The 17,581-nt window shown below is 71.3% G+C and carries 12 protein-coding genes; 2 read left to right on the top strand and 10 right to left on the bottom strand.

Annotated elements, in window-relative coordinates:
• Window positions 1-54 precede the first annotated feature (54 nt).
• Window positions 55-1,584 carry a helix-turn-helix domain-containing protein gene (locus tag FDO69_RS04525; RefSeq protein WP_104778395.1) on the bottom strand — a complete coding sequence of 510 codons (1,530 nt, stop codon included), beginning with the start codon at window positions 1,582-1,584 and terminating at the stop codon, window positions 55-57.
• 83 nt (window positions 1,585-1,667) lie between these two features.
• On the bottom strand, window positions 1,668-1,868 hold the full coding sequence (locus FDO69_RS04520) for a DUF4236 domain-containing protein (RefSeq protein WP_030838640.1): 201 nt from the start codon (window positions 1,866-1,868) through the stop codon (window positions 1,668-1,670).
• A gap of 289 nt (window positions 1,869-2,157) precedes the next feature.
• Here FDO69_RS04520 and acnA point away from each other — a divergent pair, with 289 nt between their 5' ends.
• Window positions 2,158-4,875 (top strand): aconitate hydratase AcnA, encoded by a 2,718-nt coding sequence (gene acnA / locus FDO69_RS04515; protein WP_104778506.1) that lies wholly within the window; start codon window positions 2,158-2,160, stop codon window positions 4,873-4,875.
• Window positions 4,876-4,964: 89 nt separating this feature from the next.
• Here the strand turns inward: acnA and FDO69_RS04510 are convergent, their stop codons facing one another.
• The 7 genes from FDO69_RS04510 to FDO69_RS04480 form a co-directional block, all read right to left on the bottom strand.
• A complete protein-coding gene (locus FDO69_RS04510; RefSeq protein ID WP_104778393.1) occupies window positions 4,965-6,320 on the bottom strand; it encodes an ABC transporter substrate-binding protein in 1,356 nt (451 codons plus the stop codon).
• An 86-nt stretch (window positions 6,321-6,406) separates the two neighbouring features.
• Complete coding sequence (locus FDO69_RS04505) at window positions 6,407-7,705, bottom strand: sugar ABC transporter permease (RefSeq protein ID WP_104778505.1); 1,299 nt, start codon at window positions 7,703-7,705, stop codon at window positions 6,407-6,409.
• Window positions 7,702-8,481 carry an ATP-binding cassette domain-containing protein gene (locus tag FDO69_RS04500; RefSeq protein WP_104778504.1) on the bottom strand — a complete coding sequence of 260 codons (780 nt, stop codon included), beginning with the start codon at window positions 8,479-8,481 and terminating at the stop codon, window positions 7,702-7,704. Before FDO69_RS04500 ends, FDO69_RS04505 begins: the two co-directional genes overlap by 4 nt.
• Before the next feature lie 14 nt (window positions 8,482-8,495).
• The gene (locus tag FDO69_RS04495; protein WP_104778391.1) at window positions 8,496-9,575 is read right to left on the bottom strand and encodes a substrate-binding domain-containing protein; all 1,080 of its coding nucleotides are present in this window, start codon (window positions 9,573-9,575) and stop codon (window positions 8,496-8,498) included.
• A complete protein-coding gene (locus FDO69_RS04490; RefSeq protein ID WP_167526518.1) occupies window positions 9,575-12,406 on the bottom strand; it encodes a SpoIIE family protein phosphatase in 2,832 nt (943 codons plus the stop codon). Before FDO69_RS04490 ends, FDO69_RS04495 begins: the two co-directional genes overlap by 1 nt.
• Window positions 12,407-12,651: 245 nt before the next feature.
• Complete coding sequence (murJ, locus tag FDO69_RS04485; protein WP_104778390.1) at window positions 12,652-14,340, bottom strand: murein biosynthesis integral membrane protein MurJ; 1,689 nt, start codon at window positions 14,338-14,340, stop codon at window positions 12,652-12,654.
• Window positions 14,341-14,474: 134 nt separating this feature from the next.
• Window positions 14,475-15,566 (bottom strand): lytic polysaccharide monooxygenase auxiliary activity family 9 protein, encoded by a 1,092-nt coding sequence (locus FDO69_RS04480; RefSeq protein WP_104778388.1) that lies wholly within the window; start codon window positions 15,564-15,566, stop codon window positions 14,475-14,477.
• Window positions 15,567-15,911: 345 nt separating this feature from the next.
• Here FDO69_RS04480 and FDO69_RS04475 point away from each other — a divergent pair, with 345 nt between their 5' ends.
• Complete coding sequence (locus FDO69_RS04475) at window positions 15,912-16,322, top strand: MmpS family transport accessory protein (RefSeq protein ID WP_104778386.1); 411 nt, start codon at window positions 15,912-15,914, stop codon at window positions 16,320-16,322.
• Between the two features lie 79 nt (window positions 16,323-16,401).
• Here the strand turns inward: FDO69_RS04475 and FDO69_RS04470 are convergent, their stop codons facing one another.
• Entirely contained in the window at window positions 16,402-17,388 is a 987-nt protein-coding gene (locus tag FDO69_RS04470) for an acetylxylan esterase (protein WP_104778502.1), read from the bottom strand.
• Window positions 17,389-17,581 lie beyond the last annotated feature (193 nt).

Here is a 17,581-nt window from a genome sequence, read left to right as displayed (position 1 = left end):
TCCGGGCAGAGCCCGGGTGCGCCCGGCCCGACGGAGGCGCGCCCCGGGGCGGCGTCAGATGTCCCGGAACGTCTCGATCTGCGCCCCGACCGAGTTCAGCCGCTCCGCCAGGTCCTCGTAACCGCGGTTGATGACGTACACGTTGCGCAGCACCGAGGTGCCCTCCGCGGCCATCATCGCCAGCAGGACGACCACCGCGGGGCGCAGGGCAGGCGGGCACATCATCTCTGCGGCGCGCCAGCGGGTCGGGCCCTCGACCAGGACGCGGTGGGGGTCCAGGAGCTGGAGCCGGCCGCCGAGGCGGTTCAGGTCGGTCAGATAGATGGCGCGGTTGTCGTAGACCCAGTCGTGGATGAGGGTCTTGCCCTGGGCGACCGCGGCGATGGCCGCGAAGAACGGGACGTTGTCGATGTTCAGGCCGGGGAACGGCATGGGGTGGATCTTGTCGATGGGCGCCTCCAGCTTGGAGGGCCGGACGGTGAGGTCCACCAGCCGGGTGCGGCCGTTGTCGGCGAAGTACTCGGGCGTGCGGTCGTGGTCGAGGCCCATCTCCTCCAGTACGGCCAGCTCGATCTCCAGGAACTCGATGGGGACGCGGCGGACCGTCAGCTGCGACTCGGTCACCACCGCGGCGGCCACCAGGCTCATCGCCTCGACCGGGTCCTCGGAGGGGGAGTAGTCGACGTCGACGTCGATGGTGGGCACGCCGTGCACGGTGAGGGTGGTCGTGCCGATGCCGTCGACCTTGACGCCGAGGGCCTCCAGGAAGAAGCAGAGGTCCTGGACCATGTAGTTGGACGAGGCGTTGCGGATGACGGTGATGCCGTCGTGCCGGGCGGCCGCGAGCAGGGCGTTCTCGGTGACCGTGTCGCCGCGTTCGGTCAGGACGATCGGGCGGTCCGGGCTGACCGCGCGGTCCACCCGGGCGTGGTACTGGCCCTCGGTGGCGGCGATGTCCAGTCCGAAACGGCGCAGCGCGATCATGTGCGGCTCGATCGTGCGCGTGCCGAGGTCGCAGCCGCCGGCGTAGGGCAGTTTGAAGTGGTCCATGCGGTGCAGCAGCGGGCCGAGGAACATGATGATGGAGCGGGTGCGGCGGGCCGCGTCCGCGTCGATCGCCGCCAGGTTCAGCTCGGCCGACGGCACGATCTCCAGGTCGACGCCGTCATTGATCCACCGGGTGCGCACGCCGATGGAGCCCAGCACCTCGAGGAGGCGGTACACCTCCTCGATGCGGGCGACGCGGCGCAGCACCGTGCGCCCCTCGTTGAGCAGTGAGGCGCACAGCAGCGCCACGCACGCGTTCTTGCTCGTCTTCACGTCGATGGCACCGGACAGCCGGCGCCCGCCGACCACCCGCAGATGCATCGGGCCGGCGTAGCCGAGCGACACGATCTCGCTGTCGAGGGCCTCCCCGATGCGCGCGATCATCTCAAGGCTGATGTTCTGGTTGCCGCGCTCGATCCGGTTGACGGCGCTCTGGCTGGTTCCGAGCGCCTCGGCCAGCTGCGACTGCGTCCAGCCACGGTGCTGCCGGGCGTCACGGATGAGCTTGCCGATGCGTACGAGGTAGTCGTCTGCCATGGGACTGAGGTTATCTCAGATATGAGATGTCGCCCGACAAGGGGTCCGAACGGGTGACAGGGCGTCAGTCCCGCCCGGCGTGTTCAGTGTCGACGCGCCTTCGTGGTGCGCCGCCACCCGAAAGGTCCCGGCAGATCCATCGATGTCGTACGACGTCCTGTGCTGCTGCGGGTGTGGCGCGGGCCGTTCTTTCCGCCGCCGGTGGTGATGGACCAGGAGCGCTTGTTGATGTTCAGTCGCACCCCCGGAAGGATCCGGAAACTCTTGCGGAACGTGAGCGGCATGCCTGTCTCCCCTCCGTCTTGCGTGGATGTCGCGCGTGGGTACCCGGTTCGGATACCCGGGAAAAGGGCGCGCATGACCGCACGGCGGGCGCCGGGGCATGACCATTCGGCGCTCGTGTACTAGAGTTATCTCGACATCGAGATATCTGCCGAGAGAGCACCGCAGCCGCACGCCGCCATCGAGTCCGGCGGTAAGGGTAGCCTAACTTAGCCTTACCTTAGCGGACCGGCCAAGATGCCGTGGCGGCAGGATCGTGGTGGTACGCGCACATCAATGAAGGAGACTGTCGTGTCGGCGAACAGCTTCGACGCCCGCAGCACGCTGCAGGTGGGCGACGAGTCGTACGAGATCTTCCGGCTGGACAAGGTGGAGGGCTCGGCCCGCCTTCCCTACAGCCTCAAGGTCCTGCTGGAGAACCTGCTCCGCACCGAGGACGGCGCGAACATCACCGCCGACCACATCCGTGCCCTCGGCGGATGGGACTCGCAGGCCCAGCCCAGCCAGGAGATCCAGTTCACGCCGGCCCGCGTGATCATGCAGGACTTCACCGGCGTTCCCTGCGTCGTGGACCTCGCGACCATGCGTGAGGCCGTCAAGGAGCTGGGCGGCGACCCGGCGAAGATCAACCCGCTGGCGCCGGCCGAGCTGGTCATCGACCACTCCGTCATCGCGGACAAGTTCGGTACCAACGACGCCTTCAAGCAGAACGTCGACCTGGAGTACGGCCGCAACAAGGAGCGCTACCAGTTCCTGCGCTGGGGCCAGACCGCCTTCGACGAGTTCAAGGTCGTCCCGCCCGGCACCGGCATCGTCCACCAGGTGAACATCGAGCACCTGGCCCGTGTCGTCATGGTCCGCGAGGGCAAGGCCTACCCGGACACCCTGGTCGGCACCGACTCGCACACCACCATGGTCAACGGCCTCGGCGTCCTCGGCTGGGGCGTCGGCGGCATCGAGGCCGAGGCCGCCATGCTCGGCCAGCCGGTCTCCATGCTCATCCCGCGCGTCGTCGGCTTCAAGCTCACCGGTGAGCTCCAGGCCGGCACCACCGCCACCGACCTCGTCCTCACGATCACCGAGATGCTGCGCAAGCACGGCGTCGTCGGCAAGTTCGTCGAGTTCTACGGCGAGGGCGTCGCCGCCACCTCCCTGGCGAACCGCGCCACCATCGGCAACATGTCGCCGGAGTTCGGCTCCACCGCCGCGATCTTCCCGATCGACGACGAGACGATCAGCTACATGCGGCTCACCGGCCGCAGCGAGCAGCAGCTCGCGCTGGTCGAGGCGTACGCCAAGGAGCAGGGCCTCTGGCTCGACCCGGCCGCCGAGCCGGACTTCTCCGAGAAGCTCGAGCTCGACCTGTCGACCGTCGTGCCGTCCATCGCCGGCCCGAAGCGCCCGCAGGACCGCATCGTCCTCGCGAACGCCGCCGAGCAGTTCGCGCAGGACGTGCGCACCTACGTCAACGACGAGTACGAGGCCAGCAAGGAGTCCTTCCCGGGCTCCGACGCGCCCTCGACGATCCCGAACGGCACCCCGTCCAACCCGGTCACCGTGACCGCCCCCGACGGCACCTCGTACGAGATCGACCACGGCGCGGTGACGGTCGCGGCCATCACCTCCTGCACCAACACCTCCAACCCGTACGTCATGGTCGCCGCCGCGCTGGTGGCCAAGAAGGCGGTGGAGAAGGGCCTGACCCGCAAGCCGTGGGTCAAGACCACCCTCGCCCCGGGCTCCAAGGTCGTCACCGACTACTTCGAGAAGGCGGGCCTGACCCCCTACCTCGACAAGGTCGGCTTCAACCTCGTCGGCTACGGCTGCACCACCTGCATCGGCAACTCCGGCCCGCTGCCGGAGGAGGTCTCCAAGGCCGTCAACGACCACGACCTCGCGGTCACCTCGGTCCTCTCCGGCAACCGGAACTTCGAGGGCCGTATCAACCCCGACGTCAAGATGAACTACCTGGCGTCCCCGCCGCTGGTCGTGGCCTACGCGCTCGCCGGCTCCATGAAGGTCGACATCACCCGGGACGCCCTGGGCACCGACCAGGACGGCAACCCGGTCTTCCTGAAGGACATCTGGCCCTCCGAGGCCGAGGTGAACGACGTCGTCGCCAACGCCATCGGCGAGGACATGTTCGCCAAGTCCTACAGCGACGTCTTCGCGGGCGACGCCCAGTGGCAGGCGCTGCCGATCCCGACCGGCAACACCTTCGAGTGGGACGCCGAGTCCACCTACGTGCGCAAGCCCCCGTACTTCGAGGGCATGGCCCACGAGCCGGCCCCGGTCGAGAACATCTCCGGCGCCCGCGTGCTCGCCAAGCTGGGCGACTCGGTCACCACCGACCACATCTCCCCGGCCGGTGCCATCAAGGCCGACACCCCGGCCGGCAAGTACCTCACCGAGCACGGTGTGGAGCGTCGTGACTTCAACTCCTACGGCTCGCGCCGAGGCAACCACGAGGTCATGATCCGCGGCACGTTCGCCAACATCCGCCTGCGCAACCAGATCGCGCCGGGCACCGAGGGCGGCTACACCCGCGACTTCACGCAGGCGGACGCGCCGGTGTCGTTCATCTACGACGCCTCGCAGAACTACCAGGCCGCCGGCATCCCGCTGGTCGTCCTGGCCGGCAAGGAGTACGGCTCCGGCTCGTCCCGCGACTGGGCCGCCAAGGGCACCGCGCTCCTGGGCGTCAAGGCCGTCATCGCCGAGTCGTACGAGCGCATCCACCGCTCGAACCTCATCGGCATGGGCGTCCTGCCGCTGCAGTTCCCGGAGGGCCAGACCGCCGCGTCCCTCGGCCTCACCGGTGAGGAGACCTTCGACTTCACCGGCGTCGAGGAGCTCAACAACGGCACCACCCCCCGCACGGTGAAGGTCACCACCGACACCGGCGTCGAGTTCGACGCGGTCGTCCGCATCGACACCCCCGGCGAGGCGGACTACTACCGCAACGGCGGCATCATGCAGTACGTGCTGCGCAGCCTGATCCGCAAGTAAGCGGACCGCCAAGGCAGTTCGAGGGCCGCGTTCCCGGGTGACCGGGGGCGCGGCCCGCGCCGTTCGCCGACTAGGGCGCGGAAGCCGCTTCACCCGCCGCGGTACTTCGCCGCCGCGGCCTGGGCGAGGTCCTGCGCCTTGTCGAGGGCCGCGTCCACGGACTGCCGGCCGGCGATGGCCGCGGCGATCTGCTCGGAGACCGCCGTCCCCAGCGCGGCGAACTCCGGGATGCCGAGGAAGCCGATGCCGGTGTAGGGGCGGGTGCCGACGCCCGGGTCCTTCGGGTCGGCGGAGTCCGTCGCCGCCGTGTACTCCTGCCGGTACCAGGCACCGGCCGCCTGCTGGTACTCGGGCTTGTCGTAGAGCGACTTGCGGTTCCCGGCGGGCGCCGAGGTCCAGCCCACCTCCCGGCCGACCAGCTCCTGGAACTCCTTGGAGGAGGCCCAGGAGATGAACTCCCAGGCGGCGTCCTTGTGCTCGGACGCCTGCTGGATGCCCCAGGCCCAGGTCCACAGCCAGCCCGCCTTGTCGGTCTTCTCGTGCGGGGCCGGGACGTACCCCACCTTGCCCTTGACCGGGGAACTGTCGGCCTCGATCGACGAGGCCAGCGACGTGGCGTCGTACATCATGGCGCACTTGCCCTCGACGAAACTGTCCAGGATCTCCAGCACGCCCATCCGCTCGGGGCCGGGCTGGCCGTGGGAGCGGACCAGGTCGACGTAGAACCCGACGGCCTTCCTGAACTCCGGTGAGGTCAGCCGGGCGTTCCAGTCCATGTCGTACCAGGCGCCGCCGAAGGTGTTGACGACCGTGTTGATCGGGGCGAGGTTCTGGCCCCAGCCGGGCAGGCCGCGCAGGCAGATGCCGCTGGCGCCCTCGGAGCCGTCGACCTGGGCGGCGAGGTCGGCGACCTGCTTCCAGGTCGGGTTCGCCGGCATGGTCAGCCCGTCCTTGCGGAACAGGTCCTTGCGGTACATGAGGAAGGAGCCCTCGCCGTAGAACGGCTCGGCGTACAGCTTGCCGTCGTCGCCGGTCAGCGAGGACTCAAGGTTCGCGAAGACGTCGTCCTGGTCGAAGTCCTCGTCGGCCTTCACATAGGCGTCCAGCGGGGCGAGCCAGCCGTTGTCCGCGTAGATCGGCACCTCGTACGCGCTGACGCTCGCCACGTCGTAGGTGCCGGCCTGGGTCGCGAACTCGCGGTTCATCTTCTCCCGCGCCTCGTTCTCCGGCAGCAGCGTGTAGTCGACGGTGATGCCGGTCTCCGCCGTGAAATGCCTCTTGGTGAGCTTCTTCAGGGTCTGGATCTGCGGCACGTCCGTCGCGAGGACGCTGAGCCGCGTCTGCTTCTCGCCACCGGCCAGATCGGCGTCACCGCACCCGGCGAGGACCAGGCCGGCCGCGACCGTGACGGCCACGGCCGCCTGGGTGAGGCGGCTGCGTTTCATGACACCTCCGCCCCTACCCACCTTTGCTCCCCGTTAGGCATTTCATGAGAAACGTAATAATCAGCCTATTTCGGGCAGGCCGTGATTCACGGTCGGCCACGTCGGGCCTGAGCGCGTCTGGACAGCGCGTCGGCCGCCACGGCGGCCAGCAGCACCCCGCCGGTGATCATGAACTGCACGGCGTCCTGGACCCCCAGCAGCCCCATCCCCGAGGCGATCGACTGGATCACCACCACACCGAGCAGCACCGACCAGGGCGAGCCCCGCCCGCCGAACAGGCTCGTCCCGCCGATGACGGCCGCCGCGATGGCGTTGATCAGCAGCATCCCCGAACCGGCGGCCCGGGCCGTGGTGGGGCTCGCCGAGGTCAGTCCCGACGCCACGAACAGCCCGCCGAACGCGGCCAGCGTCCCCGACACCATGAACATCGCGACCCGGACCCGCTCCACCCCGATACCGGCCCGCCGCGCCGCCTCGACCCCGCCGCCGACCGCGTACACCCGCCGCCCGTAGCGGGTACGGCGCAACAGGTAGTCCGAGACGACCAGGACCACCAGGAAGATCAGCAGCGCCAGCGGCAGCCCCTGGAACCGGTTGAGGGTGTGGGCACCGGCGAAGGCCACCACCGCCAGGAGACCGGTGCGCATCCCGATGTCGCCCTCCGTCCGGTAGGGCATCCCGGCCGCCCGGTGGCGGCTCCGCCGGCGGTGGGCGGCCAGGAAGTACCCGGCCGTGCCGAGCGCGGCGACGGCGTACGCCACCAGGTCGTTGCCGAAGTGCCGGCTGGTCAGGGAGGCGACCAGGCCCTCCTCGTCGATGTTGATCGTGCCGCTGGCCCCGAGCAGGTAGAGCGTCAGGCCGTTCCATATCAGCAGCCCGGCCAGCGTCACCACGAACGCGGGCACGCCCAGCCAGGCGTGGAAGAACCCGTGAAAGGCGCCCACCGCCGTCCCCGTGGCCACCGCCACGATCACCGCCAGCCACTCCGGCACCCCGTGGTTCACGTTCAGCACGGCGAACGCCGCACCCGCCAGGCCGCTGACCGAGCCGACCGACAGATCGATCTCCCGGATCAGCAGCACGAACACGATCCCGACGGCGACCAGCCCGGTCCCGACGATGTCCACGCTGAGGTTGGACAGGTTGCGCGGCGAGAGGAACTTGTCGTCCAGCCCCTGGAAGACGATCCAGATCACGAGCAGCCCGGCGAGAACCAGGAGCGGTCCCCGCTCTCCGCCCCGCACACTCCCGCGGACCTCCAGCGCGTACTGGCGCACACTGTCCCGCCAGCCGCGGGCGGCGCGCCGCTCACGATCGGTGGTGATCGGCCCGGGGCTGCCCGGCCCCGCCGGTCCGCCGTCCCGGTGCGGCCCGCCGCGGCTCACGGCCACGCCTCCTCGTCGCCCTTCGAACGATGGGCCACGGCGTTGTCCGCCGCCCCCGTGACGGAGGAGATGATCTGCTCCTGGGTCACGGTGCTCACGTCGAACAGACCGTTGTTGCGGCCCAGCCGGAGCACCGCGACCCGGTCCGCGACGGCCTTGATGTCGCCCATGTTGTGACTGATGAGGATGATCGCCATACCGCGGTCGCGGACCTCCTCGATCAGGTCGAGCAGATGACTGGTCTGCTCCACGCCGAGGGCGGCGGTGGGCTCGTCGAGCAGTAGCACCTTGGGGGCACCCATCAGCGAGCGGGAGATCGCGACGGCCTGCCGCTGCCCGGCCGACAGCGCGGCGACCGGCACCCGCACGTCGGGGATGCGGATCGACAGCGCGCGCATCAGGTCACGGGCCCGGCGCTCCATCTCCACCTCGTCGAGGACGCCCACCCGGTCGATCTCACGGCCGAGGAAGAGATTCCCGACGACGTCCAGGTTGTCGCACATGGCGAGGTCCTGGTAGACGGTCGCGATGCCCAGGGCGTGCGCGTCGTGCGGGCGTTTGATCTGCACGAGGCGTCCCTCCCACTCGATGACGCCCCGGTCGGCGGGGCTGACCCCGGAGATCACCTTGACCAGCGTGGACTTGCCCGCCCCGTTGTCGCCCGCCAGGGCCACGACCTCACCGGCCCGGACCCGCAGGTCGACGTCCACCAGCGCCTGGACGCCGCCGAACCGCTTGGTGATGCCACGCAACGCCAGTACGGGGGGATGGGCCACGGGGACCACCTCGCTCACCGGGTGAGTCCGACCCGGGCACAGGCCGGGCGGAGCTTCGGGGTGCAGATCTGGTCGACCGTGTAGACACCGTCCCGGATGAGGGTCCGGCCGATCGTCTCGCGCGTCACGGCGGTCGGCGTGAGCAGGATCGCCGGGACGTCCTCGGTCGTGGGGCTGTCCACCGTCGTCGTGACCAGGGAGTCGACGTCGTTGCCGCGCGCCAGGGCCACGGCCATCGCGGCGGCCGACTCGGTCTCCAGCCGGAACGGCTTGTAGACGGTCATGTACTGCTCGCCCTCGATGATGCGCTGCACGGCGTCGGGATCCGCGTCCTGCCCGGTGACCGGGGGCAGCGGCGTGACACGGGCGCTCTTGAGGGCCGAGATGACACCGGCGGCGATGGAGTCGTTGGCCGCGAGCACCCCGTCGATCGCGCTCGGGCCGAGGTCACTGATCGCGGCGGACATGTGGTCGTGCGCGTTCTCCGTACGCCAGCCGAGGGTGTCGTACGACTTCAGGATCCGCACCTCGTCCCGGAGGACGGCCCGCGCCCCGTCCTCGTACCAGGCGGCGTTGGGGCTGGACGGGTCGCCGTTCACCATGACGACACCGCCACCGTCGGCCCGGGCGCCCATGCCCTTCAGGAGCGTCTGGCCCTGGAGCCTGCCGACCTGGTCGCCGTCGAAACTGACGAAGCCCGAGATCGGTCCTTCGGCGAGGCGGTCGTAGGCGACGACCGGGATGCCCTCGCGCTGCGCCGCGTGCACCGAGGAACGCAGGGCCTTGGGGTCGACGACGTCCAGGAGCAGCGCCGACACCCCCCGGGTGATCATGGAGGTCATCTGCTGCCGCTGGCTCGCCGCGTCGTTCTCGGCGTTGGCGTACACGACCCTGCACTCGGAGCACAGCTCCTTGACCCGCTTCTCGATCAGGGGCCTGTCCGACTTCTCCCAGCGGGGCACGGCCCGGCTGGGCAGCAGCAGCCCGATGGTCAGCCGGCCCTCGCCCTCCTCGCCGTCCGTACACCCGGCGAGGGACACGGCCAGCAGGACCGCCAGCAGCCCGGCCGCGCCACGCAGACCGAGGCCACGCATCAGGGACCTCCCTCGGGGGTTTTGGGGTCGCGCACGGCCGGGGCGCCGGTACGGTTCGCGGCCTGCTCGCCGTCGCGGCGCGGGCCCTGGTCGCGGGACCTGCGGCGGTCCCGATTGCGGCCCAGGCCCCAGGTCCGGTCGCGGCCCAGGCCCCAGGCACGGCCCGGCCTGCGCTCCTCCTCCGGCTCGGTCTCCGGTTCCTCGTCCGGCTCCTCGCCGGGCTCCGTCTCCCGACGGGTGACGACGATCTCGCTCCACACCTGCTTGCCGCCGCCCACCGGCACCGAACCCCAGGCCGCCGACATGGCCTCGACCAGGAAGAGCCCACGCCCGCCCGTCGACTCCCAGTCCACGACCACGGGCTTGGCCGGTGCCCGCGGTGAGGAGTCGTTCACGGTCACCCGCAGCCGGTCCGCCGCCAGGGTCAGCTCCACCCGAACCGCGCCCTGCGTGTGCACCAGCGCGTTGGTGACCAGCTCCGACACCACCAGCAGGACGGTGTCGGCCTCGGCGGCGATGCCCCACGAACGCAGGGTGCGCGCGCTGAACCGGCGGGCGTGCATCACCGCGTCCGGCAGCCGCCACACCACCCAGCCCGCCCGCACCGGCCGTACCCGCATCCCGTCGTAGCGCAGCAGCAGCACCGCCACGTCGTCCTCACGCCGCCCGGCCTCGCCGAGCAGCTCGTCGGCCATCCGTCCCGGGTCGGCGGGATCCGCCGCCGCGAGCGCCTGGCGCACGAGCCGCATCCCCTCGTCCACCTGGAGGTCCGCCGACTCGACCAGACCGTCCGTCACCAGCGCGAGCACCGATCCCGGGGCGAGCGCTCGGGCCGTCAGCGGGAACTCCGCGTCCGCGAGGACGCCCAGCGGGAGTCCGCCCTCGACCGCGATCTCCTCGGTGCCGCCGTCGGGATGCCGTGCCAGCGGTGCCAGGTGCCCGGCCCGCACGAACAGCGCGTTGCCCTCCTCCATGTCCAACTCGACGTAGCAGCAGGTGGCGAAGAGGTCGGTCTCCATGCCGACAAGCAGCCGGTTGGCGTGCGCGACGACCACGTCCGGCGGATGCCCCTCCACGGCGTAGGCGCGGACCGCCGTACGCATCTGGCCCATGATCGTCGCGGCCCCGGCGCTGTGTCCCTGCACATCCCCGATGACCAGGGCCACCTTGCTCTCCGACAGCGCGATCACGTCGTACCAGTCGCCGCCCACCTGGAGCCCGCGCCGGGCCGGCAGATAGCGGGCCACGGCCGTGCCCCCGGGCAGCTTGGGGAGCCGGCGCGGCAGCAGGCTGCGCTGGAGCATCGTCGCGAGCTCCTGCTCGGCGTCGTAGGCGTGCGCGCGCTTGAGGGCCTGCCCGACCAGGCCCGCGGTCGCGGTCAGCAGGGCCCGCTCCTCGGGCGCGAACTCGTGCCGGGTGTCCCAGCCGACCAGGCACACCCCGGCCACCCCGCTCCTGGCCGGCAACGGCAGCACGGCGAGCCCGCCGGGCCCGATCCCCGCGAGCCCCGGTTCCAGGACGGAGCCCGCCGGCCACAGGCTCATCCGCCCGTCCCGCAGTGCCGCCTGGAGCGTGGGCAGGGCGGAGACCGGCGCGTCGGGCCACTCCGAGCGCCACTCACGCCGCCACAACTCCGGCCAGGCCCCGGCACCCGGCGGATCGAGCACGGTGACCGCCAGCCGGTCCTCCAGCAGCTCGGCGAGCGCCACCCGGTCCGCTCCCAGCGGCTCGCGCAACGCGGCGACGACGACACGGCTGACGTCCCGGACGGTGGTGGCGTCGTCGAGCGCGGCCGTGAGCCACTGGATCCGGGCGACGTCGCTGGCGCTGCGGCGCAGCACGGGCGCCGCGCTCACCACGCCCAGCACCCGCTCGGGAGCGCCGCCCGGGCCTTTCAGCACCCGGCAGTTCAGCCGCAGCCAGCACAGTTCACCGGTGGGCCTGCGGATACGGAACTCCAGCTCACGGCGGCCCGGGGCCTGCGCGGACGGCTCGATGACCGACATCAGCGCGGGGACGTCCTCCGGCACGCTGACCGAGAGCAGGGTGTCGGTCTTGCCGTCGAAACCGCCCTCGGGGATGCCGACGAGTTCGAGCAACGCGGGGTCCGTCTCGACCAGCCCGGTCCCGGGCGACAGGGCGAAGGAGCCGACTCCCATGGCGCGCAGGGCCGAATCCAGCAGTGGCGAGGGCGCCGACCGGTCGGCCTCGCCCCTCAGCCGCCCGGCGACGGCCTCGGCGTACTGCTCCAGGAACTCCCGCTGCTCGGACCCGAACCCTTCCCCGGCCTCTCCCACCACGACGAGACACCCCAGCCAGCCGCCCGGCGCCCCCAGCGGCAGGGCCCCGAGCGGGGTGGAGGCGGCCACGCCGTCCTCCCCTCCGGAGAGCACCACACCCGCGAGCCACACGGCTCGCCCCCGCAGATACGCCTCGGCGACGGCCGGGCCGCCGCCTCCCGTCTCCGGGCCGGAATATGCACCGCCGGAACCGGCACCGGGGGAGGGGGTGGGGGCGCCGGGGGTGTCGACCTCCGGCGTCGGCTCGGGGTGACCGCTCGATCCCGCGCCGGCAGAGCCCCCCGGAACCGGGACCGTCACCCGCCCCGGCAACCGGTACCGCTGCTCCGACTCGGCCCCGGCCGATTCCACCAGCCGCAGCTCGGCCCCGTCCTCGCCGCGTACGTACACCGCGGCCAGCGTCACCCCCGCGAATGCCAGGAGTCGCGCTCGCGCGGCCGGTTCCGGAGCGGGGCGAGGCGGACCGGTGCCCCCGTCCCCCGGCGCCCGAAGACCGGGGATCGCGGCCCGGGCATCGCCGTAGTGGGGCATGTCCGCATCCACCTCCCGTCCATGCCGCAGCCACCGGCAGGTGGGAGTCCCCGGAACTCAGGCGACGACGACGCGGGCACGGGAGCGGCGGCGCGGGGTCGCGCCTCCCATGGCGGATCCACGCCGCACACGAGCGGCAGGGCACCCACACAACAGAATCGCACACCTGGACAACCACGACATATGGGGCCATCTGCCCCTGTTCCTCGAGCCGGACGCCGCCCGGGCGAGCCGACAGGGCGCCGTCACCGCCGGCCGGTGAAGCCGCGCAGTTCGCGGACCCTCATCAGGCGGGTCAGGGCGAGGTAGCCCGACGCCATCACGACCGTTCCGGCGGCGAGGCTCAGCGCGGTGGACCAGGTGCCGGTGCCCAGTGACGCGGCACAGGCCCGGGCGGCTCCCCAGCCCAGCCCCGCGGCGAGGGCGGCGGCGCCCACCAGTTTCGTGTACGTGCGGCGCAGCTCCCCTTCGTCGAGCCGGCCGCCGAGCCTGCCGCGCAACCGCCATGCCGTGACGGCCAGCCCGGCCAGGTACGACACGGTGTAGGCACCGGCCATGCCGGTCACCGCCCAGCGCGCGGGCAGCAGCAGGTGGCAGAGGGTGACCAGCGCGATGTTCACCGCGGCGATCCACGTCGCCATGAAGAACGGCGTGCGGGTGTCCCCGAAGGCGTAGAAGCCACGCAGGAGGAGGTACTGCGCCGAGAACGGGATCAGCCCCGGCCCGAACGCCTGGAGCATCTGCCCGAGCGGCTGGGCGGATGCCGCGTCGGCCGCCCCGTGGGCGAACAGCACCGCAGAGATCTGAGGGCCCAGCGCCACGAAGAGGAACCCGGCCGGCACGATGACGACTCCGCTGACCCGCAGCGCCCACGAGAGATCGGCACGCAGCTCGGCGACCCGGCCCTCGGCGGCGGCCCCGCTCATCCGCGGCAACAGCGCGGTCACCAGGGAGACGGTCACGATCGACTGCGGCAGCATCCAGATGGTCTGCGCGTACATGTAGGCCGTGTAGCCGGCACCGGCATCCGGCAGTGCCTGGTCCGCCGCGTTGGCGAAGTTCGTCACCACGGTCAGCGCGACCTGGTTGACCAGGACGAACAGCAACGTCCACTTGGCGGCATGGACGCTCTTGCCCAGGCCGGTGCCCCGCCAGTCGAAGCGGGGCCGGAAGCGGAAGCCCGCGGAGCGCAGGAAGGGGATCAGCGCGAGGGCCTGCGCGGCGATGCCGGCCGTCGTGCCCAGCCCCAGCAGCCGCACCTGCGTCGCGGTGATGTCCTCCACCCGGTCCGGGACCGTCATCAGCCCCAGGTACGCGGCGAACATGCCGATCAGCACGACGTTGTTCAGCACCGGCGTCCACATCATCGCGCCGAACTTCTCCCGGGCGTTCAGCACCTGTCCCAGGATGCCGAACAGGCCGTAGAAGAAGATCTGCGGCAGCAGGAACCGGGCGAAGACCACGGTCAGTTCGAAGGCCTCGTGGCTGCCGGCGGTGTCGCGCATGTACAGGCCCACGATCTGCGGCGCGGCCCACACGGCCAGCGCCGTCCCGGCGGCCAGGACGCACAGGACGAGCGTCACCAGCCGCTGCTCGTAGGCCCTTCCACCGTCGGCCTCGGTGGCCCGCGCCCGGACCAGCTGCGGCACCAGCACGGCGTTGAGCGCACCGCCGATCACCAGGGTGTACAGACTCGTCGGCACGGTGTTCGCGGTGTTGTACGTGCTCGCCAGCAGCCCCGTGCCCAGCGCCGCCGCCTGGAGCACCTGCCGGATCAGCCCCGTCGCCCGGGACACCATCGTGCCCAGTGCCATCCAGAGGGACGAGCGGCCCGGCCCGCCCTGGTTCCTCTTGCCGCTCCGCGCCGGCCGGTGTGTACCGGTCTGTTCGTTCGTGGCCGCCGACTCGGTCGCGGCCCTCGCCCCCTCCGCCATGGCGCCAACCTACGCGGCCCGGAATCCGAGGAGCCAACCGGTGGGCGCGCTCCGCCCGCCCCCCGGCCCGCGTCCTCGTGCCGACGGGCCCGGTCACCGTCGCCCCGGTCACCGGGCCCGCCTCGTGCGGTGGTTCAGCCCACCCGGCAGGGCAGACTGCTCGTACCGTCACCCCCCGACCCCGAGACGACGTATCCGAACGTCGTGCTCTTGCCTGGTGCGAGGGAGCCGTTCCAGTTGGCGTTGTGAACCATCACCGCCTGGCCGTTGTAGGTCGCGCTGCCGCTCCACAGGCTGTCGACCTTCTGGCCCGCCGGGAGGGTCCAGTCGACCATCCAGCCGAGCATCGGGACCGTGCCGGTGTTGGTGACGGTCACCTCGGACTGGTAGCCGCCGTTCCAGGTGCCGGTCGTCCTGCGGGTGGCCGTGCAGGTGCCGGGGACCGGCTCGGACGGGTTGCCCGGCTCCTTGATGCCGGTCACCTCGCCGTTGCCGCCGTCGAAGACGACATCGGAGCAGGAGTAGAAGGTCTCCTGGCTGTCGGAGCGCTGCCAGACCATGTAGATGATGTGGCGGCCCGACTTGCCGGCGGGCAGCTTGCCCGTCCAGGAGTAGTTGGCCTCGACCGTGCCCGGGGAGCCCTTCAGCGGCGGGTGGTCGACGCTCAGGAACGGCTGGGCCTCCATGTCGTTCCAGGTGAGCGTCCTGGTCGGGTCGAAGCCGTCCTTGGTGATGTAGACGTAGAACCAACCCGGGTGCGCCGCCCAGGCGTTGTACGAGAAGTCGACCGTCGCGCCCGAGGTGAGGTGGGTCAGCGGCCAGTCCTTGCTGGGCGTGTTGAACCCGGTGAAGTTGGGGTTGCCGCCGCTGCACAGCTCCCCGTCCGGCACGAAGCCCCGGGTGCGGCCGGCGCCGTCCGAGCGCAGCACCGAGAACCAGTTGTAGAACGGCGTGGTGCCGCTGACCTGCTGCGCGCCCCGGCAGGCGGGATTGACGGGCTTGATCTCGCCGGTGTCCGTCAGACCGTCCTGCCAGCACAGGAAGGTACGGCTGCCGGGCTTCATGGGGGTGCCGTGCGCCTCCGCCTCGCCACCGGTCGTCATGACCAGGCCGATGGCCGGGACGGTGACGAGGAGGGAGAGCAGCACGAGGAAGAGGGCTTTGGCCCGGGAGGGGAGCGCCGGGCCGGGCGTCGTGGATCCTCCGGGCCTTCTTGTCAGGATCATGACAGCATCATCCGTTCGTGGGGGTACGGGCCTGCGGATGCGTGTGCACGGATGCGCGGGATGGGAGCGACTCGATGGCGGGTTCCGGTCCACCGTGATGGGAGCGCTCCCACCCCGCCTCTTGCGGAAGTTAGCGCCCGGCGGCACAGATGTAAACGGCTAAGGGGGCAAGGTCCGGGCCCGGACCCCTGCTGATGTGCCGAACACCTCCGCCGGAGGCGGGGCGAGTGACGGGCGGCCGTCACCCGCGAGGGCCCGACAGGCCTGCGCACGGCGGGAGTTGACTTTACTTTCCCTTTGCGGTTGGCTGCGGGGCTCGACCATCATGATCCGGGGGGGATCCCTTTGAAGCGCACCCTTCGCGCAGCCGTCTGTTCCGTCGCCGTCGCCGGCCTCGCGCTCGGCCTCACCGCATGCTCCGAGGCGGTCGACCAGGTCGACAAGGCGGTGGACGAGACGTACGAGGTCACCTACGAGGTGACAGGGAAGAACATCGACTCGATCGAATTCCACGGCGGCGGGGGCAAGGCCATGGAGCCGAAGATCGAGTCGGTGTCGAAGCCCGAACTGCCCTGGAAGAAGACGGTCACGCTGCGCGGCATCATGCCCGCGGCGGTCATGCCCGTGGCCGCGGACCCCGAGGGCTCCCAGATCACCTGCAAGATCATCCACAAGGGCAAGGTGATCGAGGAGCAGAGCGCGAAGGGCCTGGTGAGCGCCGGCGGCTGCACCGCGGAGTCCCCGGTCGCGGGGTGACCTTGGGAGGGGACGGCAGGATGGCGCAGCCTCCGGGCCGCGCCATCGGCAGGCCCGTCGGCCTCGCGCCGCCCCGCTGTCAGTCCAGCACCTCTCGCAGCCAGGCCAGTTGGCGCCGCACCTGCACCGCTTCGCCGCCCTCGTGCCCGTTGAACGGATAGGCGTGGATCTCCCTGCGGGGGTCCGTGCCGGTCAGTTCGGCGTAGCGGTTGAAGGCGGCGTACGCCCCGCTCGGCGGGCACACCGTGTCCCGCAGTCCCACCCCGAAGTGGGCCGGGGCCTGTGCGCGGCGGGCGAAGGAGACGCCCTCGACATAGGAGAGGGTGCGAAAGGCGGCGTACTCGGTGCCCCGGTGGACGGAGAGGTAGGCGGCGATCTCGCCGTAGGGCCCGGCGTCCGTGAGGTCCAGGGCGCGCCGGATCCCGCACAGCAGCGGCGCCGTGGTCAGCAGTGCCGCCAGGCCGGGCACGAGCCCCGCGACCGCCAGGGCCACCCCGCCCCCCTGGCTGTTGCCCACGGCGGCGATCCGCCCGGGATCGACACCCGGCAGCTCCCCTACGGCCGCGACGGCGCGTACCGCGTCCGTGATCAGGCGCCGGTAGTGGTAGTCCTCGGCGGCGAGCAGCCCGCGCACCGCCGGCCCGGGCCCGCCCGGCGCGACGGCGTGCGGATCGGGTGTGTCGCCGCCGCACCCGTACTGGTCGCCCTGGCCGCGGTTGTCCATGAGCAGATGCGCGTACCCGGCGTTGACCCACGTCAGGCGCTCGTGCGGAAGGCCGCGTCCGCGCCCGTAGCCGGCGAACTCGACCACGGCGGGCAGCGGTTCGCCCACCCCGGCCGGCCGGCTGAACCACGCCCGCACCGGGTCACCCGCGAAACCGCGGAACGTCACGTCCCAGGTCCGCGTCAGCCGAAGGCCCGTCTCCACCGGCCGCACCGACACCACCGGGTCCGCCTCCCCGGCCGCCTTCAGGGTGTCCTGCCAGAAGGCGTCGAAGTCGGCGGGCTCCTCGATGTCCGGGCGGTGGCGCTCCAGTTGGGACAGCGGCAGGTCGAACGCGGGCACGGCGGCACCTCGCAGGAGTCGGTGGTCATCCAGAAACTTGCGGCCGGGCAAGGGCGGTTGACTCCGGGGTCCTACCCAGCGACGGTGGGATTCCAACGCGCCACAGGCGCCCCGTCCGAGTGTCGCAGCACCCATTGACAGCGCTTTCTAAGCCCCATAAGTTGCCGCAAGTTACCGGTAGGAGCTCGAAAGT

Origin of the sequence: Streptomyces tibetensis (assembly GCF_007655005.1) — a bacterium.
Classification (GTDB): Bacteria; Actinomycetota; Actinomycetes; order Streptomycetales; family Streptomycetaceae; genus Streptomyces; species Streptomyces tibetensis.
The sequence above is the reverse complement of the archived record's forward strand: the minus strand, read 5'-3'. Positions and strand labels throughout refer to the sequence as shown.